The organism is Pseudomonas sp. ZS1P83, assembly GCF_054897825.1.
In genome coordinates this window covers 259524-283049 of sequence record NZ_CM142706.1, presented here as the reverse complement: position 1 = coordinate 283049, position 23526 = coordinate 259524, and the positions used below count along the sequence as shown (strand labels likewise).

Below are 23526 nucleotides of genomic sequence, written 5' to 3'. Positions count from 1 at the left end.
TCGCCTTTTTTATTACTTCACCACTTTCAAACTGGGTCGACCGCTGGGACGCGGTGGCTCGCTGTCGGGTGGCGGAATATCGTCATCCGGCTCGATCTCTTCCTCGTCTTCCATAGGCGATTCCAGATCGAACACCATGCCCTGACCGTTCTCCCGAGCGTAAATGCCCAGGATCGATGCGATAGGCACGTACAGGGTGTGCGGCACGCCACCGAAGCGCCCCTCGAAGCTGACCGCGTCGTTGTCCATGTGCAGATGACGCACGGCTGCCGGCGATACGTTCAAGACAATCTGTCCGTCACTGGCAAAACCCTGAGGCACCTGCACCGACGGATACTCGGAATTGACCAGCATGTGCGGGGTGCAATCGTTGTCCACAATCCACTCGTAGAGCGCGCGGACCAGATAAGGTCGACTGGAGTTCATAGCGGCTCCTTAAGCCTTAGCGCATATCGCGTTCGACACCAGACAGACTCGCCTGGAAAGCCTCACGCGCAAACGAGCGCTCCATGTAATCAAGCAGCGGCTTGGCAGGCCGCGGCAGTTCTATACCCAAAATCGGCAATCGCCAGAGTATTGGTAATAGGCAGCAATCCACCAGACTTTGTTCCTCGCTGAGGAAAAACGGCTTGTCGGCAAACAACGGCGACACGCCAGTCAGGCTTTCGCGCAGCTCTTTACGAGCCACAACACGGGCTGCTTCCTTGGTCTTCGAATCCAGGATCAGATCCACCAGACCACACCAGTCACGCTGAATACGATGAATCAGCAGACGGCTGTTGGCACGCGCCACAGGATAAACCGGCAGTAACGGCGGGTGCGGGTAACGCTCATCCAGATATTCCATCACCACGGTCGACTCCCACAACGCCAGGTCGCGATCGACCAGGGTAGGCAGGCTGCCGTAAGGGTTCACTTCAATCAGTTTAGGCGGCTGGCGACCAGCTTCCACGTAAATGATCTCGGCGCTGACACCCTTCTCTGCAAGTACGATACGTACTCGGTGGGAATAGTGGTCGGCGGGGTCGGAGTAACAGGCCAACCGATTGGTCACGCCCATGGCGGTCCTCCTCGCTTGTTGAAATTATCGGAAGCGGAAAAACGCGCGCGCCCAGAGGGCGCCTCCCGTAACGCCTGGTTCACCAGGCTCGTTACACCTTCAGAGACGCCCTTGGGCGCGCGCGATTAACAGCAATTGCTTACAGCTTTATCAATGGACGTCTTTCCAGTATTCACGCTTGAGCAAGTAAGCGAATACGAAGAAGAACGCCAGGTACAGCAACACATAGGTACCGATGCGCTGATGCTGCAGCTTCACCGGGTTGGCCGAGTAGGCCAGGAAGGTCACCAGGTTCTTGACCTTCTCGTCGAACTGCTCTTCGTTCAGCGTGCCGGTTTTCGGCAGTATGGTCAGCTGGTCGCAGGCTTCATGAGTCAAAGCCGTACCGGTCAGCGGATCGTATTGCTTCTTGCCGTCTTCGACGATTTGAACTTGTTTACAGCCTACCACCTGACGCCCCTGCAGGCCGACCAGAACGTTAGGCATCCCGACGTTCGGGAACACCTTGTTGTTCACGCCCCAAGGACGCGACGGGTCTTCGTAGAAGGACTTCAGGTAACCGTAGAGCCAGTCAGTACCGCGAACGCGGGCGACCAGGGTCAGGTCGGGCGGTGCCGCACCGAACCAGGTCTTGGCGTCAGCCGGCTGCATGCCGGTGCTCATGTGGTCGCCGATCTTGGCGCCGGTGAACACCAGCTTCGAGAGCATCAGGTCGTGCGGAATGCCCAAATCATCGGCGACACGCTCGTAACGCTGGAACTTGGCGCTGTGGCAGCCCATGCAGTAGTTGGCGAATGTACGCGCACCATCCTGCATTGCAGCCTTGTCGGCAACGTCAATGTCGACTTTTTCCAGCTCAGGACCACCGTGTTCGGCCGCGAAGGACAGCACAGGCAAAGCAGCAAGAATCAGTACAGCAAATAGCTTTTTCATCAGCCAGTCACCCTTTCCGGAACCGGTTTGGTCTTCTCGAGCCTGGTGTAGAAAGGCATCAGAATGAAGTAGGCGAAGTACAGGAAGGTACACACCTGCGACAGCAACGTACGGCCTGGCGTCGGGGCCAGAACACCCAGAATGCCGAGGATCACGAACGAAACGCAGAACACCACCAGCCAGATTTTGCTCAGCCAGCCTTTGTAGCGCATCGACTTGACCGGGCTGCGGTCCAGCCATGGCAGGACGAACAGCACTGCGATGGCAGCCCCCATGGCGATAACGCCCAGAAGCTTGTCCGGAACCGCCCGCAAAATCGCGTAGAACGGCGTGAAGTACCAGACGGGAGCGATGTGCTCTGGCGTCTTGAAGGCGTTCGCCACTTCAAAGTTCGGTTTCTCGAGGAAGTAGCCGCCCATTTCCGGGAAGAAGAACACGATCGAGCAGAAGATGAACAGGAACACCACCACGCCGACGATATCTTTCACGGTGTAGTACGGATGGAAAGCAATGCCGTCCAGCGGTACGCCGTTTTCGTCTTTGTGTTTCTTGATGTCCACGCCGTCCGGGTTGTTCGAGCCGACTTCGTGCAGCGCCAGAACGTGCAGCACCACCAGACCGAGGATCACGATCGGCAAGGCAACAACGTGCAAGGCGAAGAAGCGGTTCAGGGTAATACCGGAAATCAGGTAATCACCACGGATCCACTGAGTCAGGTCGTTGCCAATGACCGGGATCGCACCGAACAGCGAGATGATCACCTGGGCGCCCCAGTAGGACATCTGCCCCCACGGCAGCAGGTAACCCATAAAGGCTTCCGCCATCAGCGCCAGGTAAATCAGCATGCCGAAGACCCACACCAGCTCACGCGGCTTCTGGTACGAACCGTAGAGCAAGCCACGGAACATGTGCAGATAAACCACGATGAAGAACATCGAAGCGCCGACCGCGTGCAGCAGACGCAGGATCGAGCCGTACTCGACGTCGCGCATGATGTATTCGACGGAAGCAAACGCCTCTTCCGCCGACGGGGTGTAGCTCATGGTCAGCCAGACACCGGTAACGATCTGGTTGACCAGAACGAGCAGTGCAAGGGAGCCAAAGAAATAGAAGAAGTTGAAGTTCTTCGGGGCGTAGTACTTGCTGAGATGGTCTTCCCACATTTTGGTCGCGGGAAAGCGCGCATCAACCCAATCCATGAACTTGTTCATCACGCTTTCTCCGTATCGACGCCAATGACAATGATGTCATCGGTCTCATAGGAATGCGGGGGAACTGGCAGGTTCAAAGGCGCAGGTTGCGACTTGTAGACGCGACCAGCCAGATCGTAGTGGGAACCGTGGCAAGGGCAGAAATAACCACCTACCCAGTCCTTACCCAGATCCGCGGGTGCCACTTCTGGACGGAAAGTCGGCGAGCAACCCAGGTGTGTGCAGATACCGATCAGCAGCAGAACCTCTGGCTTGATCGAACGCGTTTCCGGGTCGACATAAGTCGGTTGTGTCGAGTTCTTGGAGGTCGGGTCAGATAGCTGGCCCTCGATCTTTTTCAGATTCCCCAGGATTTCCTCGGTACGGCGGACAATGAACACCGGCTGACCGCGCCACTCAGCAATCATCTGCTGGCCTGGCTCGATTTTGCTGACATTCACCTTCACCGGTGCACCTGCGGCTTTCGCCTTGGCACTGGGAAACCATGACCCCACGAACGGGACCGCAGCCCCCACCGCTCCTGCAGCACCCACCACGGATGTGGCTGCTACCAAGAAGCGACGCCGGCCTGCATTCACGCCGTCATTGCTCATTCAGTCCTCTCCCATCAGCTTTGTGGCCTGTTAAATCAGGCATCTACTAAGTAAAAATCTGAACTTATAAAAATTTTGCCGAATGGTAATGAAAAGCCCCAATTCTGACAAGGTAATTACCGAGGGGCTCCACTGCCAAGCCCTGCAGTATAGGGCTTCTACGGCTGTGGCAAGTTGTCACAGAGCAATTCTCTGATAAATCGCGCCCATAAAAAAACGCCCAGCTTCGCGAGGAAACTGGGCGTTCTTTTTGAACGCGAAAGCGAATTAACGCTTCGAGTACTGCGGACGCTTACGCGCTTTACGCAGACCAACTTTCTTACGTTCAACTTCACGAGCATCGCGAGTAACGAAGCCAGCTTTGCGCAGAGCGCCACGCAGGGTTTCGTCGTACTGCATCAGTGCGCGAGTGATACCGTGGCGGATTGCGCCAGCTTGACCACTTACACCACCACCGATCACGGTGACGTAGATGTCGAATTTCTCGACAGTCTCAGTCAGTTCCAGCGGCTGACGAACTACCATGCGGGCAGTTTCGCGGCCGAAGAAATTTTCCAGGGTGCGGTTGTTGATGGAGATGTTACCAGTACCCGGACGCAGGAAAACGCGTGCGGTTGCGGTTTTGCGACGGCCAGTGCCGTAATTTTGAGTCGCCGACATAATGAACTATTCCGTTAAAACTTCAGTTCTTGGGGCTGCTGAGCAGTATGAGGGTGTACAGCGCCCGCATAGACTTTCAGCTTACGATACATGTCGCGACCCAGCGGGTTCTTAGGCAGCATACCTTTGACCGCGGTCTCGATCACGCGCTCAGGGGCTTTAGCGATCAGCTTTTCGAAGTTGATCGACTTGATGCCGCCCGGGAAACCGGAGTGAGAGTAGTAGATTTTGTCGGTGGTTTTAGCACCGGTTACACGAATCTGCTCGGCATTGATAACGACGATGTAATCGCCGGTGTCAACGTGAGGAGTGTACTCAGCTTTATGCTTGCCACGCAGACGGCTCGCGATTTCGGTGGCCAGACGACCCAGGGTCTGACCTGCAGCGTCGACGACAAACCAGTCGTGCTGTACTGTTTCCGGTTTAGCAGTAAAAGTTTTCATTCTTTATAGCCTCAGGGGCCGCCCTGTAAATTAGACGGCGGATCTTACTGAATAGTGCGTACTTTGACAAGTCAAAGGCAGCCGGATACAGACGCTTTCGGGGGCTCGGGTCGGCGCGTCCGTTCAACGGCAAGATTCTTCGGCGGCGGCGCATCACTTCCACTGCAGAAAGAGGTGCGCAATTATGCAGATTGCGAAAAATAATTCAACCTGCTTTTATGATTGTTTTGCCAAAGGAGCACCCGATGGACTATCGCCAGCTAGGCCGAACCAATCTGAACGTGAGTGCAATCTGCCTCGGCACCATGACCTGGGGCGAGCAAAACAGTGAGGCTGAAGCCTTCGCCCAGATTGAACGGGCCAAAAGTGCCGGGATCAATTTCATCGATACCGCCGAGATGTACCCGGTGCCACCCAAGGCCGAAACCTACGCCACCACGGAACGCTACATCGGCAATTACTTCAAAAGCCGTGGCGATCGGGCCGACTGGATCCTGGCGAGCAAGATCGCCGGCCCTGGCAACACCATCGACTACATACGCGACAAAAACCTGCGGCACAACCGCCAGCACATCACCGAAGCCGTAGACGCCAGCCTCAAACGCTTGCAGACCGACTACATCGACCTCTATCAACTGCACTGGCCCGAGCGCAGCACCAATTTCTTCGGTCAGTTGGGCTACAAACACAAGATCGAAGCCAACCTGACGCCACTGGAGGACACCCTCGAAGCGCTGGACGAACAGGTCAAGGCCGGCAAAATTCGCCACATCGGCCTGTCCAACGAGACGCCGTGGGGCACCATGCGCTTCCTCGCCCTGGCAGAAGCCCGTGGCTGGCCGCGCGCAGTGTCGATCCAGAACCCGTACAACCTGCTCAATCGCAGCTTCGAAGTCGGTCTGGCGGAAATCGCCATCCGCGAACAGTGCGGCCTGCTCGCCTATTCGCCGCTGGCGTTCGGTTTCCTGTCGGGCAAGTACGAAGGTGGCGCGCGTCCGCCTAAAGGCCGCCTGAGCCTCTACAGCCGCTTCAGCCGCTATTTCAACCCGCAGTCCGAAACAGCGTGCAGCCGTTATGTCGCACTGGCGCGTGAACACGGCCTGGACCCGGCGCAAATGGCGTTGGCGTTTGTCACTCAGCAGCCGTTTGTAACCAGCAACATCATTGGCGCAACGACAATGGAGCAATTGGACAGCAACATTGCCAGCTTCGACTTGAAGCTGTCCGATGAAGTGCTGGAGGGGATTGAGGCGATCCACCAGGATCACCCGAACCCAGCACCTTGATTGATTTATAGATCCGATCGCGGGCAAGCCAAGCTCCCACAGGAAATCACAAACCTGTGGGAGCGTGGCTTGCCCGCGAAGGCGTCAGTCCAGTCACTGCAAATCAAAGCGAACGCGCAATAATCTCCTTCATGATTTCGTTGGTACCGGCATAGATCCGCTGCACCCGCGCATCCGCCCACGCCCGGGCGATCGGGTATTCCCACATGAACCCGTAACCGCCATGCAACTGCACGCACTCGTCGAGCACCTTGCATTGCAAGTCCGTGCCCCAATACTTGGCCATCGCCGCTGTTGGCACGTCGAGCTTGCCTTGCAGGTGCAACTCCAGACAACGATCGACAAAGACCCGACCGATCTGAATCTCGGTCGCCATCTCCGCCAGTTTGAAGCGGGTGTTCTGAAAGTCAGCGATTGCCTTGCCGAATGCCTTGCGCTCGCGGGTGTAATCCAGCGTCCATTGCAGCGCAGCTTCAGCCGAAGCCAGCCCGCCAATGGCAACGGTAAGTCGCTCCTGGGGCAATTCCTGCATCAGGTAGGCAAAACCCATCCCTGCCTGCCCCAACAGGTTTTCCTTGGGCACCCGAACGTCCTGAAAGAATAGTTCCGAGGTGTCCTGAGCCTTCATGCCGACTTTTTCCAGGCGCTTGCCCTTGGCGAAGCCTGGGGTTTTGGCTTCCACTAGAAACAGGCTGGTGCCTTTCGCGCCAGCCTTGGGATCGGTCTTGGCCACGACAATCACCAGGTCGGCCAGATAACCATTGGTGATGAAGGTTTTCGAACCGTTGATCACGTACTCGTCGCCATCCAGCACCGCAGTGGTTTTCACCCCTTGAAGGTCGGAACCGGCACCGGGTTCGGTCATGGCAATCGCGGTGACCATCTCCCCGGACACCAGCTTCGGCAGGTATTTGTGTTTCAGCGCTTCACTGCCGTAATGCAGGATGTAAGGCGCGACGATGTCCGAATGCAGGGAAAAACCGATACCGGTCAGACCGAGACGGCCTATCTCTTCGATGACCACCGCGCTGTAGAGAAAGTCAGCACCCAGCCCGCCGTATTCTTCCGGGAGGTGCGAGCACAACATTCCCGCCTCCCCTGCCTTGTTCCATAGTTTACGGTCGATATAGCCTTGTTTTTCCCATTGTCCATGGAACGGCACGGCCTCTTTTTCGAGGAACGTTCGCACGCTGTCGCGAAAAAGTTCGTGCTCGGAACTGAACAATGTTCTGGGGATCATGCGGCACCTGTCGTTGTTGTTAGCCGGAATTGACCTTCAGAGACTAGCCTTGTATCCGATACAGGACACTGGACACATCAGACAAAAAATAAGACGATCCCGCCGTCTGGTGACCACTTTCCCCTATAAGAATAAAGTTGAATTATGTCTAACCAAGTCTCCACGCCCTTGCGGCGCGTCAGCATCCTGGCTATCGACCGGGTTTTCGCCTCCACCCTCATGCAAGCCAAGGATTTCTTCCACCTGGCCAGCCTGCGTTACGGCAAACAACTAGGCCACGGCCTGACTCCAGCGTTCGAAACCCGCCTGGTCAGTCCCGACGGCAAACCGGTGAACAGCTTCAGTGACGTGATCATGCCGGTGGACGGCGGTCTGGAAAACGCCGACATCATTGTCCTTCCAGCCTTTTGGGACGATTTCGACACCCTTTGCCAACGTTATCCACAGGTCCTGCCTTGGTTGCGCCAGCAACATGCTCGCGGCGCCGTGCTCTGCGGCGAAGCCACCGGGGTGTTCTGGCTGGCCGAGGCCGGGCTGCTCGACGGCAAGGAAGCGACCACTTACTGGCGCTTCTTCAATGCGTTTGCCGAACGCTTCCCACGGGTTCAGCTCAATCAGGACAAGCACCTGACCGACGCCGACAACCTGTATTGCGCTGGCGGCACCACCTCGGCCTGCGACCTTTACATCTACCTGATCGAACGCTTTTGCGGCGCCAACGTGTCCCAAGCCGTGGCGCGGGACATTCTCTATGAAGTACAGCGCAGCTACTCGCCGGGACGCATCGGTTTCGGCGGTCAGAAGCTGCACCAGGACGTGATCATCCTGCAGATCCAGCACTGGCTCGAAGAACACTTCGCTGACAAATTCCGCTTCGAAGACGTAGCTCGCGAGCACGGCATGAGCATCCGCAATTTCATGCGGCGCTTCCAGACCGCCACCGGCGACAAGCCGCTGCACTACCTGCAACGGCTGCGCATCGAAACCGCCAAGGGCTTGCTGTCCGGCAGCCGCAAGAGCATCAAGACCATCAGCTATGAAGTCGGTTACGACGATGCGAGCTTCTTCGCGCGGTTGTTTCGCCAACACACGGAATTGTCGCCGAACCAGTATCGGCAGCAGTTTCAGCAAGCGGCGTAGCCCAATACCGCAGGGATCCTTAGCCAGAGCCCTGCTGGTCTTTTCCCACGCTAAAAAACGAATAAAGAGTATCTGCAAGCCTTACTTGTCGCCTATACGCTGCGCGTTCAGAACCTCAACATCGTCCCTGAAAACACCATCAGGGAAGATCAACAGTGACTATCGGATCAAGCTACAACTACCCCTCCTATGCCACGAAGGATGCCGCTCGCCCAAAACGCTCGGCGGAAAACAAGTGGAAGGCCCGTTTCCCCAACCCGCCAGATTTGTGCTTCGACTATCGAGCATTGGTTGAACAGGGAAACGGCATCGCCAAGGCAACTGACCCACAACATAAAATTTGCATTATTGGCGCCGGCGTCACCGGACTGACTGCCGCCAGAGAACTGTATCGTTGCGGGTTCACCCATATCACCCTCATAGAACAATCCAGCCGCATAGGCGGCAGACACCTGACCGTTTCTGGAAGCCCGAACTCGGCGATGAGTCATACACCGTTTGAAATGGGGGCCATGCGCATGCCCTTCTTCAACCGGGCGGACGAGTCACCGACAGAGGGCCGGTCGCTGATGGCTTACTACGCCAAGGCGTTCGACCTGGCGTTTTCAGATTTTGCCAATCCCGGAAGCCAATGGGTCACTTCGACCGGGATCTATCTGCGAGAGGGCAGCATGGGCGGCGGACCGACTCCGCAGATGCTGATCTGGAAAAATGAAGATGGCCAGACACCACCTCCCGGTGAAGAACTGCAAAAGGTTTATGCAAAGTGGAAGGCCTTTGCCGATCGCATGACCCGGCACGTCGCAGAGGTTTACGCCAGTCAGGAATGGGAAGCCATGTGGGCCGCTATCGTCGAAAAATACGAGAGCGTTTCGTTTCGCGACCTGGTCAGCATGCCCGCCCTGCAAGCTTGGGATGAACGCTCTCCGGGGGACTTTGGCGGAATGGGAATGTCCGCGCAGGAGTCCGCGATCTTCTATGCCATTGGCATCGGCGACGGTAGCTGGGGGGCCTTTTACGATGTCTGCTCCCTTTATCCCCTGCGCACTGCCATTTTTGGATTCAGCAGCCAGCTGCAATTGATCCATGGTCGGGTCGACTCAACTGGCGATCCGCTGGATTCACCTTGCCTGCACAACGAAGCCGTTTTTGACTCGAGGGGGCTGAGTTTCGACAGGCCACGCTACATCGGACTTGCCGCGCTGGACGAATGCCTGCTGTTCATGAAAACCGACGAAACCGGAAAGTCCTTCTACGAGCACTGCCGGGAAAGAAACAACGGTTTGCTCATGGACTCATCCGTTACAAAACTTAAAAAACTGACGAACCAGAAAACACGCGTCTACTACAACTCGAAACATAGCCAACCCGAGCAAATCCAGGAGCACTACGATGACTTTGATTCGGTCATCATGACCCTTCCCTCCTGGCTGATCGAAACTCGCATCAAGCTTGAAAACTTCACACCACAGATGCTGCCGTTCGAGACGATCAATGCCTATAAAACCGCGCACTGGGAAACCAGTTGCAAAGTCTTCGCACCGCTAAAAAAATCCTTCCTTTCGAAAAACAGCAAAATCCCGCAGGCCATCGTCACTGACAGCTTCATTCACGACGTCTACACCTACCGCTACAACGAAAACTACAGCTATGACTGCATCCTTTTAAGTTACACATGGGAGGATGACGCCACCAAACTGGCCTCTTTCACCGACAAGGAACTGGTGAACAAGTGTGCCAAAGAGCTGGACCGGATCCTTATGCATTCCGCCAATATCCAGGAGAAAATCACTCCTTACATTGCCCTGGATCAAGCCGTGGTCCAACGCTGGATCACCGATAAAAATGCGCTGGGTTGTGCAAAGTTATACCGACCCGGCACCTACTACGACGCCGTCAGCCTGATGAAGTACAACCGGGACTTCGCGCATGTTTCAGGTCTGTATTTTTCCGGGGAGTCGTTTTCAGTCGATGCTGGCTGGACCGAGCCCTGCTTTCGGGGTGCCGTCGATGCGGTCATTCATATCTGCAACAAAACCGGCGCAGCCTTCCATGGCGGTTTTTCCATGAGCGACTATCCGCACTATAACGTCAGAACCTGATCAACTTCCTTGCCCTGGAGCCATGCACGACGTGCATTGGCTCTACGTTGGCGACCCTCCTGCCGAGCGCCTCGCGCAGTCATCTTGGGATACGGACTACACCCTAAACGGAAATGGCTGACTTACACGTTCTCGCTGATTCGACTCTCATAAGCACGCAATTAAACAGCGTGAATAACAATAAAAAGAGGTCATCGGGAATGAGCGAGCCAACAAGCCCTGTTCGTGTAGCAGTCGTGCAATTCGATCCACAAGTCGGCATGCAAAATCGCGAAGCAAATCTGCGTAACAGCCTGAAATTAGCGTTGGAAGCGGTAAATGACGGTGCGAATCTCATCGTCCTGCCCGAGCTTTCAAACACAGGTTACTTCTTCAAAACCCGACAGGATGCGTTCGATCATTCGGAGGCCGTTCCCAGCGGGCCGAGCGTGCAGAGCTGGATGGACTTTGCCCGCCAGCACAAGGTTTATCTGGTCGCCGGTTTGACGGAGCGCGACGGCATGCAGCTGTTCAACACCGGCGTTCTTGTCGGGCCTGACGGCTTCATCGGCAAGTACCGAAAAGCACATTTATGGAATCTGGAAAAATTGTGGTTCACGCCGGGCGATCTAGGCTTCCCGGTTTTCGACACCCCAATCGGTCGCATAGGGTTGTTGATCTGCTGGGATATCTGGTTCCCGGAAGTACCGCGCATTTTGAGCCAGCAAGGCGCCGACATTATTTGCAGCCTGAACAACTGGGTCTGGACCCCGCCGCCCCTGTTCGATGACGCCGGCAAGTGCATGGCGTCGTACCTGACGATGACGGCGGCTCACGTCAACAATGTGTTTATTGCGGCGGCGAGCCGGATCGGCGAAGAGCGAGGTGCACGTTACCTGGGTTGTTCGCTGATCGCGGGCACCAACGGTTGGCCGATTGGCCAGGTGGCTTCAGCGGACAAGCAGGAGATCCTGTTTGCCGACATCGACCTGACCAGCTCGCGCAGCGCGCCGATCTGGAACAACTTGAACGATTTGCATCGCGATCGTCGAGCCGATCTCTACGATCAAATGCTCGGTTACACCCAGCACCCTTGTCTGCCGCGCTGATAAGGGGAAATGACTGATGGAAACCGCAAACAAAAAACCGCAAAACCGACTTGCCGCCAGGTCACCGCTGGATACGGCGATCATCTGGCTGATGCTCGGCACGGCACTGTTGATCATCTGGCTTTCATTCACCTACCGGGCATCCTGGTCAGCCCATTGGCCAGACTACAGTCACATGGTATCGAGCCTCCCGGAACCGAGCGCCTGGATGCGTTGGGTCCTGGGAGACATCAGCGAGGTGGCGTTCTACAAACATGAGTTCGCTTCGATCGGGCTCCTTGCAGGCGCCTATCTGGCCTACTGGGCGAATCGAACGGGAAAAGCCTGGCAAGGTTTTACTATTTGCTACGGCAGCGGACTATGGCCGTGGCTCGTCACCAGCTCGTTGCTTGGCCTGTTGCTGAGCAACCTCCTGTGGGGCTGGACGGTGACGGCCACCCGTTGGCAACCCACGTTTGCCGCCTTTGTTTCATTGCCGGCGGCGATGGTGCTGATGTTTGGCGGAGGCTGGAAGGTCACGATCAATGGCGCAATCATGGGCGCCGTGTTCGTCACTCCGATGTGCTTGTTGATCGTCAATTACGTCTGCAATCCCCTCGGATTGCCAGCTGTAATCGGCAACGTCACGGGAATGGCAGTCGCCAGCGTCGGCGCTTTTCTGCTCTGCCGTTACCTGCCGAGCCTGGTGAAGTCCGACCCACTCAAGAAGCCGCCCGCCCCTGTGTCCGCACCCGTCATCACCAAGACGCCGGACTATGGCGTCGTATGGAGTCTACGCCGGGTGCTGGCCGATTTTTCGGAAGCGCCGTTCTTTGGCAATGAATGGGCCAGTCTCGGCTTGATCGCGGGCGCCTTGCTGGCTTACACCTTGAACCCGACGAGCCCGGTGTATGGCACGGGCTTGCTGCCCCAACTGATCGCCGCGCAGGCGTTGACCTCGGCGCTAGGAGTAGTGATCTGGCGTCAGCAATGGATATTGCGCGGCTGGTATCCCACCTATGTTCCGTTGGTGTCTGTCGTGCCGGCGGCCGTTCTGACGTACGGTGGCAGCTGGCAGGTCATCGCCTCAAGCGCACTGTTGGGAGCACTGATTGCGCCACCGCTGGCGTGCGCGATTGCCAAGCGGTTGCCGACCGACATGCACGGTTTCATCGGCAATGTATTGGCCATGGCCATCAGTACGCTGCTGATCATTCCGTTTATCGGACTGCTGATAGCCCGCTGACGAGCGTCGCGATTGGGCTGTATCTCGGACTCAAATCCGGATACAGCCACTTTTCATCATAAGCAAATGAGGTATCACATGGACCTGCCCAAACTGGCCATTGCGGCGCTCGGCGGCACCGTGAGCATGCAAGCCAGGAACGCCGGCGAAGGGGTAATCCCGACCGTCAGCGGCGAAACCCTGCTGGCCTCGGTGCCAGAGTTGGCGACCTTGGCACGGGTCACCGTAGAAACGCTCGGACTGTTGCCCAGTGCCTCACTGGATTTCGACTTTTTGCTGAGCGTCCTTTCCTGGGCGAAGTTTCAAATCAGGCAAGGTGCGGTGGGTGTTGTCATCACTCAAGGCACGGACACCCTCGAGGAAACCGCCACATTTTTTGACTATTTGTGGGAGCACGACGAGCCGTTGGTCCTGACCGGCGCCATGCGTTCGGCAGCCCAGGCAGGGGCCGATGGTCCGGCAAATCTGCTGGATGCTTGCCGGGTTGCACTGGCTGAAAGCAGCCGTCAACGAGGCGTTCACGTGGTGATGAACGGACAGATTCATTCAGCGAACGCCGTCCGCAAAACCGACTCATTGGCATTGCAGGCGTTTTCCTCCCCCATCGTTGGTCCTGCCGGCATGCTGGTGGAAAACACCGTCAACTATCTGCACCTGCCAGTCCAGCGCACGATCCTGCCGTTGCCACAGCTGACCACACAGAAGATTGCCCTGCTGGAAGCGTCGCTTTGCGCCGATACCCTGTTAATCGAGAACATCCTCGAACTGGGTTACGACGGGCTGGTGATTGCGGGTTTCGGCGCAGGACACGTTGGCGTGAGCTGGGCGGATGTCATTGAAACCATCGCCAGAAAAATCCCTGTCATCGTTGCCACCCGGACAGGTTCCGGCTCCACGGCTCAATCGACCTACGGATTTATTGGCAGCGAGATGGACCTGATCAGCAAAGGTGCATTGATGGCTGGATTTCTCTGTCCACGCAAAGCCCGAATCCTGCTGTGGCTGCTCGTCGGCTGCCAGCGACAAGATGAACTGGCACGCTTTCTCGTTCAAAACTGACACACAGCGCACAAAAAAAAGGGCCTGCAATGCAGGCCCTTTTTCATTTTTCAAAATATCCTACGGCTTGTGCGCCCGGGACAGGAACTCGTGGGACTGCATTTCCAACAGACGGCTGAGGGTGCGCTGGAACTCGAAGTTCAGGCGACCGCCGGTGTAGAGGTCTTTGAGCTCGACTTCAGCGGAAATGATCAGCTTCACGTTGCGGTCGTAGAACTCGTCGACCATGTTGATAAAGCGTCGGGCGATGTCGTCGGTGGTAACGCTCATTTGCTCGACACCGCTGAGCAACACGGCGTGGAAGATCTTGCCCAACTCGATGTAATCGTTCTGGCTGCGCGGGCCATCACAGAGTTCGCGGAAGTCGAACCAGGCCACGTCATCACAGGTGCGCAAGGCACGGATTTCGCGGTTCTCGATCATCAGCACGTCGTTTTCGATGGCTGCCGTGCATTCCGGCGTCAAGGCGCGGAAGCTTTTGCGCAGGCTTTCGTGGGACTCGTCGTCGAGCGGGAAGTGAAACAGCTCCGCTTGTTCAAGGTGGCGCAGACGATAGTCGACGCCGCTGTCAACATTGACGATGTCGGTGTTCTGCTTGATCAGCGCAATGGCCGGCAGGAAGCGCGCACGCTGCAGGCCGTCCTTGTACAGACCGTCTGGCACGATGTTCGAGGTTGCGACCAGGGTCACGCCGTTCTTGAACAGCTCTTCCATCAGCGTGCCGAGAATCATTGCGTCGGTGATGTCGGACACGAAGAACTCATCGAAACAAATCACCCGGGCTTCGTCGGAGAAGCGTTTGGCGATGATGGTCAGCGGGTTCTTCTCGCCGCCGAGGGTCTTCATCTCCTCGTGCACGCGCTTCATGAAGCGGTGGAAGTGAGTGCGGACCTTTTCCTTGAACGGCAGCGCTTCGAAGAAGGTGTCGACCAGATAGGTCTTGCCGCGACCGACGCCACCCCAAAAGTACAGACCCTTGACCGGCGCCGCGTCTTTCTTGCCAAACAGTTTGCCGAACAGACCCGGTTTGCTGTGCGAGGCCGCGACCAGATCGTCGTATAGGCGCTGCAAATGACGCACTGCAGTTTCCTGCGAAGCGTCATGGAAGAATTCCGGGCGTTTCAGATCAGCTTGATATCGTTCTAGGGGCGTCATAATTCGTTAGCAAGGCAACAAAAACGGGCCGTCACTGTAGCGACGGCCCGGGGGAATGGCAATCGGCCCTTGGTCGGACCGAGCCGTTGATTATTCCTGAACCGGCGTCAGGGCAACCCGCAAGGTGTCGATGGCGACGTCGCGAGCGGCGTCGTCAGCAAAAGTCGGGCTGTCGGCCACGCACTCGCCTTCCAGCCAGACGCTGAAACTGCGGTCTTCACTGCGCACATCCAACGGCTGACCCGATTGCAACTGCTTGGTCACTTGACCTGCGGTTTTGCCGTCGGCGAAGTTGCGCGACAGCAGCAGCTGCTCGCCATCGGCCGCCAGCAGACGGAAACGGAAACTGCTGTCTTCTTCGCGGAAGCTGACAAAACGCGCGGCTTTCGCGGTTTTCTTCTTGGTGGCGCTCGCGACTTGGGTCTGAGCGACGAAAGAGCGCAGGCCAACCGCTTCACGCAGTTCGTGGAGGAACGGTGTCGCCACCGAGCGAGCCTTTTTGGCACCGATCTGCAGGATGTCTTCCAGGTCTGCCGGACGCTCAATCAGCTTGTAATAGCGATCGCGGGACTCGCCCAGTTCGTTGTCCAGCAGCTGGAACAGACGATTCTTCGCCTCGCCCCAACCCAGACCCTGCAGCAGTTCGCTGCGGAATTCGTCGGCCTGCGCCGCTGTGGCGAACGCCTGGAACAGGGTGAACAGGTGCGAATTGTCCGGATCTTTCGCCTCGCCTGGCGCACGGGAGTCGGTGACGATCCGCGAAATGGCGTCCTTCATGTCCTTGGCGCTGCTGAACAACGGAATGGTGTTGTCGTAGCTCTTCGACATCTTGCGACCGTCGAGACCTGGCAGCGTCGCGACGCTTTCTTCGATCAACGCTTCGGGCATGGTGAAGAATTCTTTGCCCTGACCGAACAGATGATTGAAGCGCTGGCCAATGTCACGGGCCATTTCCACGTGCTGGATCTGGTCACGACCGACCGGCACCTTATGGGCATTGAACATCAGAATGTCCGCCGCCATCAGCACCGGGTAGCTGTACAAGCCCATGGTGATGCCGGCGTCCGGGTCTTCGCCGGTTTCGACGTTCTTGTCCACCGAAGCCTTGTAGGCGTGGGCACGGTTGAGCAGACCCTTGGCGGCAACACAGGTCAGCAACCAGGTCAGCTCGGGAATTTCCGGGATGTCGGACTGGCGGTAGAAGGTCACGCGGTCCACGTCCAGGCCACCGGCCAGCCAGGTCGCGGCGATTTCCAGACGCGAGCGCTGGATGCGCAGCGGGTCATCGCATTTGATCAGGGCGTGGTAGTCGGCCAGGAAGTAGAACGAATCGGCATTGCTGTCACGGCTGGCGACGATCGCCGGGCGGATGGCGCCGGCGTAGTTGCCCAGGTGCGGCGTGCCGGTGGTGGTGATGCCGGTGAGGATACGGGTACGAGTCGTCATGGGTAATCGCTTGTCAGACTGCAATCAATTCGAAAGACGCGGCAGGATCAGATCCTTGAGATCGGTCAGCTTGCCATGAAAAAAGTGTCCGCATTCTGCCACTTTCAGCAGCTCATGGGGGCGCTCGAGTTTCTCGGACCAGTCGTAGACAGCTTGCGGATCGATCACTTCGTCGGTTTCCGGCTGGATCAGGGTCAACTCGCCGTGCTGCGGCAGTTGATCCTGATCACCCAGGCGCATGACCGCTGGCGCCACCATGAACAAATGCTTAAGTTGTTCACCCTTGGCTTCCAGGCGTCCACCGAGACTTGCGGCAACAAAACCGCCGAAGGAGAAACCGAACAGTGTCAGCGGCAAATCTGGATGTTTGGCCCGCAGCCATTCGGCGACCGCTTGAGCATCGTCAATTTCACCCGTGCCCATATCGTGGGTGCCTTCGCTGGCACCGACGCCGCGATAATTGAAGCGCACAGTAATCAAACCGGCATCGCGCGCGGTGCGCTGCAAGGTCGAGACGACTTTGTTGAGCATAGTGCCGCCCTGCACCGGGTTCGGATGGCAGATCAGCGCCAGGCCGCGGGGCTGGTCGTTGTCCAGGCTCTCGTTATTCAGCCCCTCGTTATTTAAGTACAGTGCTTCCAATTGGCCGACCGGGCCATCAATCACTACAGGGGTTTCGCGCATAAGCAAGGAAGGAACTCCGTGACCTCGAATCGGGTCGACTCGTCTAGCAAATTGTCTGTGCCAATCTATTGCGAGTGAATCGCGGTATACAGCGCAGGTTCGAGCCGTTAACGTAAAGCAAAGCCGTTTATAGAGGAAGGACTCGTGGAACACTCGCTCTTAGTTTGGTTGTTGCCGACTCTTGCCCTGGTTGTGGGTGTCGCCATTGGATTCCTGATCGCTCGCCTGGTGCCGAATGCCGCTCCTAGCAGCACACAACGTCAGCTGGATGACGTTCAGGAACGTTTCGACAGTTATCAGAACGAGGTGGTCACCCACTTCAACAGCACTGCAACCCTGGTCAAGAAACTGACTCAGAGCTATCAGGAAGTGCAGGATCATCTCGCCGAGGGTGCCAACCGCCTGGCCCTGGACGAGCAGACTCGTCAACGCTTGCTGGCCTCCCTGCACGCCGATGCGGCAGTGGCCCCACGGGAACGTCTGACGCCACCGCGCAATCAGGAGCCGCCTCGTGATTACGCCCCCAAAGCCCCGAACGCGCCGGGCATGCTCGACGAGCATTACGGCCTGAAGAAGTAATCAGGTTTCGCGCGATACAAAAAAGCCCGCCCGATCTGTTGAGGATCGGGCGGGCTTTTTACGCCGGGGGTTCAGTCAGGCTGTTACTGGTACTGCTGAGTCGGTTGCTGATATTGCTGACCCGGAATCGCCTTCAGGTTGACCTCGACCCGACGGTTCTGCGCCCGGCCATTGACGTCGCCGTTATTGGCAATCGGGTTATCCGGCCCGGCACCGCGAGCCGACAGGTTGGCACCGCTCACGCCTTGCGACGTCAGGTAAGTCGCCACGCTCTGGGCGCGACGCTGGGACAGGTCCATGTTGTGCTGTCGGGCGCCGGTACTGTCGGTGTAACCGACGATCTCGATCTGATTCTGGCTGAACTCCTTGAGCGAGCCTGACAGATTGTTCAGCGGCTGGTAGAAACTCGACGCGATGTTCGCCGAATCGGTAGCGAAGGTGATGTTGCCCGGCATGATCAGTTTGATCTGATCGCCCTGGCGCTGCACTTCCACCCCGGTGTTGGCCATGCTGGCGCGCAGCTTCTTCTCCTGCTGGTCGGCGTAATACCCGTAACCGGCGGCTGAAGCACCTACCACTGCGGCGCCAATCAGCGCGCCCTTGCCACGGTTGTCGTGACCGATGGCGGCACCGGCCAACGCACCGGCCAGAGCGCCGAGGCCACCGTACTTGGCGGTTTTGCTCATGCCTGTGGAGCCACCGTCGGCCTGCCCCTGATTGTCGTAAGGGTTAGGCGAGGCGCAGCCAGACAACAAGGCCACGGCAGTAGCGACAATAATCAAACGACGCTTGGTGAACATGAAGAGCTCCTGATTTTTGCATTCTGTGGTGCAACGGACCAAGGCATTAAACCTTTGCGGGCGTTGGATCATTGCGGATGAAAAAAATTCCACGGCGCCCCTTACATCAGCAGAAATCAGGCCCGCACAAAAGGGTTTTCGCGCATTTCATCGCCCAGACGCGTGTCCGGACCATGCCCGGTCACCACTGTCGCCTCTTCATCGAGGGTGTACAGCCGCTGCTTGATCGACCGCACGATGGTCGCCTGATCGCCACCCCACAAATCCGTGCGCCCTACCCCGCGACGAAACAACGTGTCACCGGCAATCAGCAGCTTAGCCTCTGAAAACCAAAAGCTCATGGAGCCCGGCGTATGACCCGGCGTGTGCAACGCTACGCCGCAACCGCACGCCAGCTCTTCATCATCGGCTAACCAGCGATCCGGCGATGGTACCGGCACGTATGGCACACCGAACATCTGGCACTGCATCTCCAGGTTGTCCCAGAGAAATTGATCTTCTTTATGCAAATGCAGGGTTGCGCCGGTCTTCTCCTTCAACTGACCGGAAGCCAGGAAGTGATCAAGGTGCGCATGGGTGTGAATGATGCTGACCACCTTCAGGCCCAGTGCGTCGAGCCGCGCGAGGATCAGTTCGTGATTGCCTCCAGGATCGACCACGATGGCCTTCTTGGTGATCGGATCGCCGATGATCGTGCAGTTGCACTGCAGAGGGCCGACGGGGAAGGTTTCGCGGATGAGGGCTGTATTCGGGGTTTGCATGGGTTTAATCCTGGTGCCAAGGCTGGGTACTGCGGTTGTGATCCGCAAAATTGATAGGTTATCCTCGCGCCGCGCCTATTTTGAAACAAGACGGCAGGAAGCCAATGCCCCCTTCAATGGAACACGTGCTCGTCGATAAAAGCGTCCTTTTTCTGGACCCGGACATTATCAACCGCATTCGCGGCAAGAAGGGTCTGCCCTTTATCGCCCACTCCGATCTTCTGGAGCCGTATCGATCCGCGCCAGCACGCTCGCTCAACCAAGAGAGCATCGTTGTGCGCTGGTTCAAACGACTCTTGAAGCGTTTTTTGTAACGCTCAGCTCAAAAGGATAATCCCATGCAAGAAGGCTATCTTAACCATGCCTGAGATCCCGGTAGATTTGCGCTGTAAAACGGCCTGCGCGTTTGTGGCAGGACAGACTCAAACGCCTTGCCAGGACTATGTTGCGGCCAGAGAGTCCAACGAGGTGACCTGCATTTCGTTGGCCGATGGGGCTGGCTCCAGAGCTAGATCCGAAATCGGCGCCCAAGTAGCAGTCACGGCTACCCTGGCCTTTGTCTGCAAAAACTTTGAAAGCCTCTGGCAAAACATGGACAAACACAATGCGAAGGCAGCCCAGCGACTGGTTAATCGCTGCCTGGACGCGTTCAGACGCAAATCTGCAAAGCTCGGCGGCGATATCAGCGACCTGGCTTGTACCTTGTCGTTTGTCGCTTACTCACGAGGCCGCTACCTGGCAGGCCACTTGGGCGATGGCGTCATCGCAAGCGTTAATGCGGACGGACAACTTCAGGCCCTTTCTCATCCAGAAAATGGCGAGTTCGCTAATACCGCCCTGTTTCTGACTGACCATAAAGCGGCGTCGCAGCTCAGGTTGTACCGTGGGCAAATCGAAGCCCTGACTGGCTTCGCGATCATGAGCGACGGCACCGCAGAAAGCCTCTATCACAAATCCAGCGGCGTCCCCGCCCCGGCGGTCCAGACGCTGCTGGAGTGGAATGCAACGTTACCCAGAAAAAAAATGCGGGAAGTGTTGGGTGACAACCTGCAACAGTCCATTGCCAGTAAAACCGGAGATGACTGCTCCATAGGTTTACTGTCAATTCTGAACCACTCCATCGACGTGGGGCAGACATCCGGAGTGACTGTCTCAAAGGAGAAATGACCGAAAACCTCTGATCGGTGGTCTTCAAACGGCGATTACTGCAATACGCCCAATTCTTTCGCCCTGGCGACCGCTTGGGTGCGCCGTTCAACCCCAAGCTTGCTGTTGATATGGCTGGCATGGGTTTTCACCGTGTGCAGCGAAATAAACAGTTGATCGCTGATTTCCTGATTCGAACAGCCCTGGGCGATCAGTCGCAGGACGGCCATTTCCCGCGCACTGAGTTGTTCGGCCGCGGCGGATGACTCCGCTGCGGGACGGGCTGTCACTGCCGGAAGTTTTTCTGAAAGGCTCAATGAAACGGGGGTCGGCACACCGAGTTGAAGTTGGTTACGCAGCCAGTCCGGATGTTCAGCCAACAACCCGTCAAACGGTTGCAGCACACCACCGGCCGCCGCCTCCAGGGCTTGAGCCAACGCTTTGCGGGCCTCGGGTTCGCGCCCGCCCCCCAGCAACAACGTCACTTTCTGAGTCAACGCCATCACGCTGAGCATCTGCCTGCCGGTTTGCTGCCCATGCTCAAGCAACGCATTCAACCGTCCTTCGGCCAGCATCGGCTGCCCTTGAATGACCTCCAGCAAGGCCTGCTGCAACTCGATATGCAGCGGCAGTTGCGGATGGAACTCAGGAGGCGCTGCAGCGTGTTCGCCGTTATAGGTCTGGCCCAAGCGAGCGAGCCAGGCTTCGGCCAGATCGGTACGACCCTGGGCTAGCCAGAGCTCGCATTTGACCAGCGTAATCATCGCCAGGTAGTAAATCGGCGGTACGTCCCAGATGTGCATCAAGCGCTCGGCTTCGGCGAGTTCGGCAAAGGCTTTGGCGAATTCGCCACTGCTGCCCTCAAGCCTGGCAATCACGCAGTGACCGATCAATACGCTGATGTCGCGACAGGCTCGTGCTTCACTCAAACCGGCTTGCAAACGTGCCCGTGCAGCTTGCGGTTGCAAGCGCAGGGCCAGTAAAAAGCCCTCGTACAAGGTCAGTCGGGCGCGCACCGCATAGAGCCGTTGCGGGGATAACTGTTGCAGGCGTTGCAGCCCCTGACGCACTTCATCCAGCGAACGAAGGATTTCCCCTCGCGCTTGCAGCACGCGAGCCCGGTCGTAATGGGCCAGCGCTTCGAACAGCGGGTTGCCAACCCGTTGCGCCAACTCCAGAGACTCACGGTTCAACCCGCGTGCGCGCCACAAGTCGCCGTCGGCAATGGCCAGGTTGGACAGGGTCGAGAGGCACATCAGGCGTTGCCCGTAGCGTTTGGCCGGCAGGCTCTCCTGCGCTTCGGTGCAATAGAGCAACGTCAGTTCGCGATTGCCGCGCCCGCGAGCGATGATTCCGCTCAGGGCCAGCCATTGCGCCAGCATGGATTTTTGCGCAGTGGCTGACGGGGCCGGCAGGAAGCGGCTCAAATGACTGGCCAGTTCCTCGGCGGCGTCCAGCTGACAAGCCAGCCCCAACGCCCAGCTGTACAGCACGATCAGCCGTGGCGTGCTGATCAGCAGGCTGTCGGGCAAGTCCATTTTCCAGCGCAGCAACATGCCGACGTTCTGTTCGGCCAGCAGTTGTTCTTCGGAGAGGTTCTGGACCAGGTTCGCCGCGACATCCAGGTGCCCGGCACGCAACGCCTGCTCGACCGCCTCATCGAGCAGCCCCTGGGCATTGAACCATCGACAGGCACGCAGGTGCAGGCTGGCCGCCGGCACCATTGCCTGAGTCGTAGGCCGGGTGCGCAGCAGGTCGGAAAACAAATGGTGGTAGCGATACCAGTGACCGTTTTCATCCAGTGGCACCAGGAACACTTGATGGGCCAGCAGAAAACGCAAGATCTCGGCACTGTCATGGGCTTCGCGAACGGCGTCGCACAGTTCGCTGCAAAAGCGTTCCTGGGGTGCTGTGTCGTAAAGGAATGACTGCACCTCGGCGGGCAGACAATCGATGACTTCTTCGAGCAGGTAATCGCGGATCAGCCCTTCCCCGCCATGCAGCGTCTGCGGCAAAGTACCCTGAGTGCCCGCTTCGGACGCCGCCAGCAGCCAGAAACGCAGCCCGGCGACCCAACCTTCGCTGCGCTGGATGAGGCTCTCCAGCGCTTCGCCGCGCAAGGAACTGCTATGACGATCAAGCAGGGTCAAGGCTTCATCGTGAGTCAGGCGCAAGTCCTGTTCATTCAACTCGAGCAGCTGCCGTGACAGCCGCAGGCGCGCCAGATGCCAGTCCGGCCGCTGCCGACTGGTGACCATGACCAGCAAGCCGTCAGGCAGATGATTGAGGAAAAATTGCAGGCAGCGGTCGAGAACCGGGCCCTGCGCTAGATGGTAGTCATCAAGCACCAATAGCAAAGGCGTGCTCGATGCCAGGTGCACAGCCAACTCATCAAGCAAACCGTCCAGCCATTCTTCAAAGGCAAACGGCTGATGCCGCTGCCGCATTTTCAGCAATCCCAGGGACTGGCTGCCGAGTTGCGGATAATAGTCCTGGAGGCCTTCAAGCAACCGCTCAAGAAAACGCCCTGGATCGCTGTCTCGCGGACTCAACCCCAGCCACAGACTTTGCCAATGAGCCGGCAAGCCCTGACAGAACTCCACGGCCAACGAACTTTTGCCAAAACCTGCCGGTGCGCTGACCAGCAACAGCCTGCCCCCGAGCCCCGCACTCAGGCGCTCGCACAGACGAGGCCGCAGCACATGGCCGTCGGGCAACGGAGGCCGAAAAAAGCGCCCGCCCAGTGCCACGACGGCAACGCTTGCAGGGCCCGGGTGTGGGGACAGATCAGTCATGGCCGGCTCTTGTTTGAATGGCGGTTGGCGGCGTTGCAGATGTCCGCAGCCTAGCGGTAAACGAAGAGGGAATGAAGGTTATTGCTACAAATGGCTACAAAAATAATACAAGCAAAGGTA

General features: G+C 57.6%; 23 protein-coding genes. 9 read left to right on the top strand and 14 right to left on the bottom strand.

Going from position 1 to position 23526, the window contains the following annotated elements; translation table 11 throughout:
* Positions 1-12: 12 nt before the first annotated feature.
* The 7 genes from ACYZT0_RS01405 to rplM form a co-directional block, all read right to left on the bottom strand.
* A complete protein-coding gene (locus ACYZT0_RS01405; protein ID WP_462044322.1) occupies positions 13-426 on the bottom strand; it encodes a ClpXP protease specificity-enhancing factor in 414 nt (137 codons plus the stop codon).
* A gap of 16 nt (positions 427-442) precedes the next feature.
* A complete protein-coding gene (locus ACYZT0_RS01400; RefSeq protein WP_027922678.1) occupies positions 443-1060 on the bottom strand; it encodes a glutathione S-transferase N-terminal domain-containing protein in 618 nt (205 codons plus the stop codon).
* Between the two features lie 150 nt (positions 1061-1210).
* Entirely contained in the window at positions 1211-1993 is a 783-nt protein-coding gene (locus ACYZT0_RS01395; RefSeq protein ID WP_462044321.1) for a cytochrome c1, read from the bottom strand.
* A complete protein-coding gene (locus ACYZT0_RS01390) occupies positions 1993-3204 on the bottom strand; it encodes a cytochrome b (protein ID WP_462044320.1) in 1212 nt (403 codons plus the stop codon). Before ACYZT0_RS01390 ends, ACYZT0_RS01395 begins: the two co-directional genes overlap by 1 nt.
* Positions 3204-3797: a ubiquinol-cytochrome c reductase iron-sulfur subunit gene (gene petA, locus ACYZT0_RS01385; protein ID WP_007905300.1), complete on the bottom strand. Its 594-nt coding sequence runs from the start codon at positions 3795-3797 to the stop codon at positions 3204-3206. The genes ACYZT0_RS01390 and petA overlap by 1 nt, the downstream gene beginning before the upstream one ends.
* 267 nt (positions 3798-4064) lie before the next feature.
* Entirely contained in the window at positions 4065-4457 is a 393-nt protein-coding gene (gene rpsI / locus ACYZT0_RS01380) for a 30S ribosomal protein S9 (protein ID WP_003216038.1), read from the bottom strand.
* Between the two features lie 14 nt (positions 4458-4471).
* Positions 4472-4900 carry a 50S ribosomal protein L13 gene (gene rplM, locus ACYZT0_RS01375; RefSeq protein WP_046048262.1) on the bottom strand — a complete coding sequence of 143 codons (429 nt, stop codon included), beginning with the start codon at positions 4898-4900 and terminating at the stop codon, positions 4472-4474.
* Between the two features lie 245 nt (positions 4901-5145).
* Here rplM and ACYZT0_RS01370 point away from each other — a divergent pair, with 245 nt between their 5' ends.
* On the top strand, positions 5146-6186 hold the full coding sequence (locus ACYZT0_RS01370; protein ID WP_462044319.1) for an NADP(H)-dependent aldo-keto reductase: 1041 nt from the start codon (positions 5146-5148) through the stop codon (positions 6184-6186).
* A gap of 103 nt (positions 6187-6289) precedes the next feature.
* Here ACYZT0_RS01370 and ACYZT0_RS01365 read toward each other — a convergent pair whose 3' ends face one another.
* Entirely contained in the window at positions 6290-7426 is a 1137-nt protein-coding gene (locus ACYZT0_RS01365; RefSeq protein WP_462044318.1) for an acyl-CoA dehydrogenase family protein, read from the bottom strand.
* Positions 7427-7669: 243 nt separating this feature from the next.
* Between ACYZT0_RS01365 and ACYZT0_RS01360 the strand changes: the two genes are divergently transcribed.
* The 5 genes from ACYZT0_RS01360 (at position 7670) to ACYZT0_RS01340 (ending at position 14040) form a co-directional block, all read left to right on the top strand.
* Positions 7670-8566 (top strand): GlxA family transcriptional regulator, encoded by an 897-nt coding sequence (locus ACYZT0_RS01360; protein WP_461971142.1) that lies wholly within the window; start codon positions 7670-7672, stop codon positions 8564-8566.
* A gap of 155 nt (positions 8567-8721) precedes the next feature.
* Positions 8722-10668 (top strand): flavin monoamine oxidase family protein, encoded by a 1947-nt coding sequence (locus ACYZT0_RS01355; RefSeq protein WP_462044317.1) that lies wholly within the window; start codon positions 8722-8724, stop codon positions 10666-10668.
* A gap of 200 nt (positions 10669-10868) precedes the next feature.
* Positions 10869-11756: a nitrilase family protein gene (locus tag ACYZT0_RS01350; protein WP_462046486.1), complete on the top strand. Its 888-nt coding sequence runs from the start codon at positions 10869-10871 to the stop codon at positions 11754-11756.
* Between the two features lie 16 nt (positions 11757-11772).
* On the top strand, positions 11773-12981 hold the full coding sequence (locus ACYZT0_RS01345; RefSeq protein ID WP_462044316.1) for a hypothetical protein: 1209 nt from the start codon (positions 11773-11775) through the stop codon (positions 12979-12981).
* 78 nt (positions 12982-13059) lie between these two features.
* Complete coding sequence (locus ACYZT0_RS01340) at positions 13060-14040, top strand: asparaginase (protein ID WP_462044315.1); 981 nt, start codon at positions 13060-13062, stop codon at positions 14038-14040.
* Between the two features lie 60 nt (positions 14041-14100).
* Here the strand turns inward: ACYZT0_RS01340 and zapE are convergent, their stop codons facing one another.
* The 3 genes from zapE to ACYZT0_RS01325 form a co-directional block, all read right to left on the bottom strand.
* Positions 14101-15195, bottom strand: coding sequence for a cell division protein ZapE (zapE, locus tag ACYZT0_RS01335; protein WP_449643050.1), 1095 nt, complete (start codon positions 15193-15195; stop codon positions 14101-14103).
* A gap of 90 nt (positions 15196-15285) precedes the next feature.
* A complete protein-coding gene (locus ACYZT0_RS01330; RefSeq protein ID WP_462044314.1) occupies positions 15286-16641 on the bottom strand; it encodes a tryptophan--tRNA ligase in 1356 nt (451 codons plus the stop codon).
* Between the two features lie 24 nt (positions 16642-16665).
* Positions 16666-17325 carry an alpha/beta hydrolase gene (locus ACYZT0_RS01325; RefSeq protein WP_462044313.1) on the bottom strand — a complete coding sequence of 220 codons (660 nt, stop codon included), beginning with the start codon at positions 17323-17325 and terminating at the stop codon, positions 16666-16668.
* A gap of 144 nt (positions 17326-17469) precedes the next feature.
* Between ACYZT0_RS01325 and ACYZT0_RS01320 the strand changes: the two genes are divergently transcribed.
* Positions 17470-17904 (top strand): Z-ring associated ZapG family protein, encoded by a 435-nt coding sequence (locus ACYZT0_RS01320; RefSeq protein WP_283181616.1) that lies wholly within the window; start codon positions 17470-17472, stop codon positions 17902-17904.
* An 83-nt stretch (positions 17905-17987) separates the two neighbouring features.
* On the opposite strand, the gene ACYZT0_RS01315 is transcribed toward ACYZT0_RS01320, so the two are convergent.
* Both ACYZT0_RS01315 and ACYZT0_RS01310 read right to left on the bottom strand, forming a co-directional pair.
* Entirely contained in the window at positions 17988-18704 is a 717-nt protein-coding gene (locus tag ACYZT0_RS01315) for an OmpA family protein (protein WP_462044312.1), read from the bottom strand.
* Positions 18705-18820: 116 nt separating this feature from the next.
* A complete protein-coding gene (locus ACYZT0_RS01310) occupies positions 18821-19465 on the bottom strand; it encodes an MBL fold metallo-hydrolase (RefSeq protein WP_462044311.1) in 645 nt (214 codons plus the stop codon).
* A 116-nt stretch (positions 19466-19581) separates the two neighbouring features.
* Between ACYZT0_RS01310 and ACYZT0_RS01305 the strand changes: the two genes are divergently transcribed.
* Complete coding sequence (locus ACYZT0_RS01305; protein WP_462044310.1) at positions 19582-19779, top strand: hypothetical protein; 198 nt, start codon at positions 19582-19584, stop codon at positions 19777-19779.
* Positions 19780-19825: 46 nt separating this feature from the next.
* On the top strand, positions 19826-20632 hold the full coding sequence (locus ACYZT0_RS01300; protein ID WP_462044309.1) for a PP2C family serine/threonine-protein phosphatase: 807 nt from the start codon (positions 19826-19828) through the stop codon (positions 20630-20632).
* A 35-nt stretch (positions 20633-20667) separates the two neighbouring features.
* On the opposite strand, the gene ACYZT0_RS01295 is transcribed toward ACYZT0_RS01300, so the two are convergent.
* The gene (locus ACYZT0_RS01295) at positions 20668-23406 is read right to left on the bottom strand and encodes a LuxR C-terminal-related transcriptional regulator (protein ID WP_462044308.1); all 2739 of its coding nucleotides are present in this window, start codon (positions 23404-23406) and stop codon (positions 20668-20670) included.
* Positions 23407-23526: the final 120 nt, after the last annotated feature.

Excerpts from the sequence above, each read along its gene's own strand:
- ACYZT0_RS01405 (WP_462044322.1), bottom strand. The coding sequence starts at position 426 with ATGAACTCCAGTCGACCTTATCTGGTCCGCGCGCTCTACGAGTGGATT.
- ACYZT0_RS01400 (WP_027922678.1), bottom strand. The coding sequence starts at position 1,060 with ATGGGCGTGACCAATCGGTTGGCCTGTTACTCCGACCCCGCCGACCAC.
- ACYZT0_RS01395 (WP_462044321.1), bottom strand. The coding sequence starts at position 1,993 with ATGAAAAAGCTATTTGCTGTACTGATTCTTGCTGCTTTGCCTGTGCTG.
- ACYZT0_RS01390 (WP_462044320.1), bottom strand. The coding sequence starts at position 3,204 with ATGAACAAGTTCATGGATTGGGTTGATGCGCGCTTTCCCGCGACCAAA.
- petA (WP_007905300.1), bottom strand. The coding sequence starts at position 3,797 with ATGAGCAATGACGGCGTGAATGCAGGCCGGCGTCGCTTCTTGGTAGCA.
- rpsI (WP_003216038.1), bottom strand. The coding sequence starts at position 4,457 with ATGTCGGCGACTCAAAATTACGGCACTGGCCGTCGCAAAACCGCAACC.
- rplM (WP_046048262.1), bottom strand. The coding sequence starts at position 4,900 with ATGAAAACTTTTACTGCTAAACCGGAAACAGTACAGCACGACTGGTTT.
- ACYZT0_RS01370 (WP_462044319.1), top strand. The coding sequence starts at position 5,146 with ATGGACTATCGCCAGCTAGGCCGAACCAATCTGAACGTGAGTGCAATC.
- ACYZT0_RS01365 (WP_462044318.1), bottom strand. The coding sequence starts at position 7,426 with ATGATCCCCAGAACATTGTTCAGTTCCGAGCACGAACTTTTTCGCGAC.
- ACYZT0_RS01350 (WP_462046486.1), top strand. The coding sequence starts at position 10,869 with ATGAGCGAGCCAACAAGCCCTGTTCGTGTAGCAGTCGTGCAATTCGAT.
- ACYZT0_RS01345 (WP_462044316.1), top strand. The coding sequence starts at position 11,773 with ATGGAAACCGCAAACAAAAAACCGCAAAACCGACTTGCCGCCAGGTCA.
- ACYZT0_RS01340 (WP_462044315.1), top strand. The coding sequence starts at position 13,060 with ATGGACCTGCCCAAACTGGCCATTGCGGCGCTCGGCGGCACCGTGAGC.
- zapE (WP_449643050.1), bottom strand. The coding sequence starts at position 15,195 with ATGACGCCCCTAGAACGATATCAAGCTGATCTGAAACGCCCGGAATTC.
- ACYZT0_RS01330 (WP_462044314.1), bottom strand. The coding sequence starts at position 16,641 with ATGACGACTCGTACCCGTATCCTCACCGGCATCACCACCACCGGCACG.
- ACYZT0_RS01325 (WP_462044313.1), bottom strand. The coding sequence starts at position 17,325 with ATGCGCGAAACCCCTGTAGTGATTGATGGCCCGGTCGGCCAATTGGAA.
- ACYZT0_RS01315 (WP_462044312.1), bottom strand. The coding sequence starts at position 18,704 with ATGTTCACCAAGCGTCGTTTGATTATTGTCGCTACTGCCGTGGCCTTG.
- ACYZT0_RS01310 (WP_462044311.1), bottom strand. The coding sequence starts at position 19,465 with ATGCAAACCCCGAATACAGCCCTCATCCGCGAAACCTTCCCCGTCGGC.
- ACYZT0_RS01305 (WP_462044310.1), top strand. The coding sequence starts at position 19,582 with ATGGAACACGTGCTCGTCGATAAAAGCGTCCTTTTTCTGGACCCGGAC.
- ACYZT0_RS01300 (WP_462044309.1), top strand. The coding sequence starts at position 19,826 with ATGCCTGAGATCCCGGTAGATTTGCGCTGTAAAACGGCCTGCGCGTTT.
- ACYZT0_RS01295 (WP_462044308.1), bottom strand. The coding sequence starts at position 23,406 with ATGACTGATCTGTCCCCACACCCGGGCCCTGCAAGCGTTGCCGTCGTG.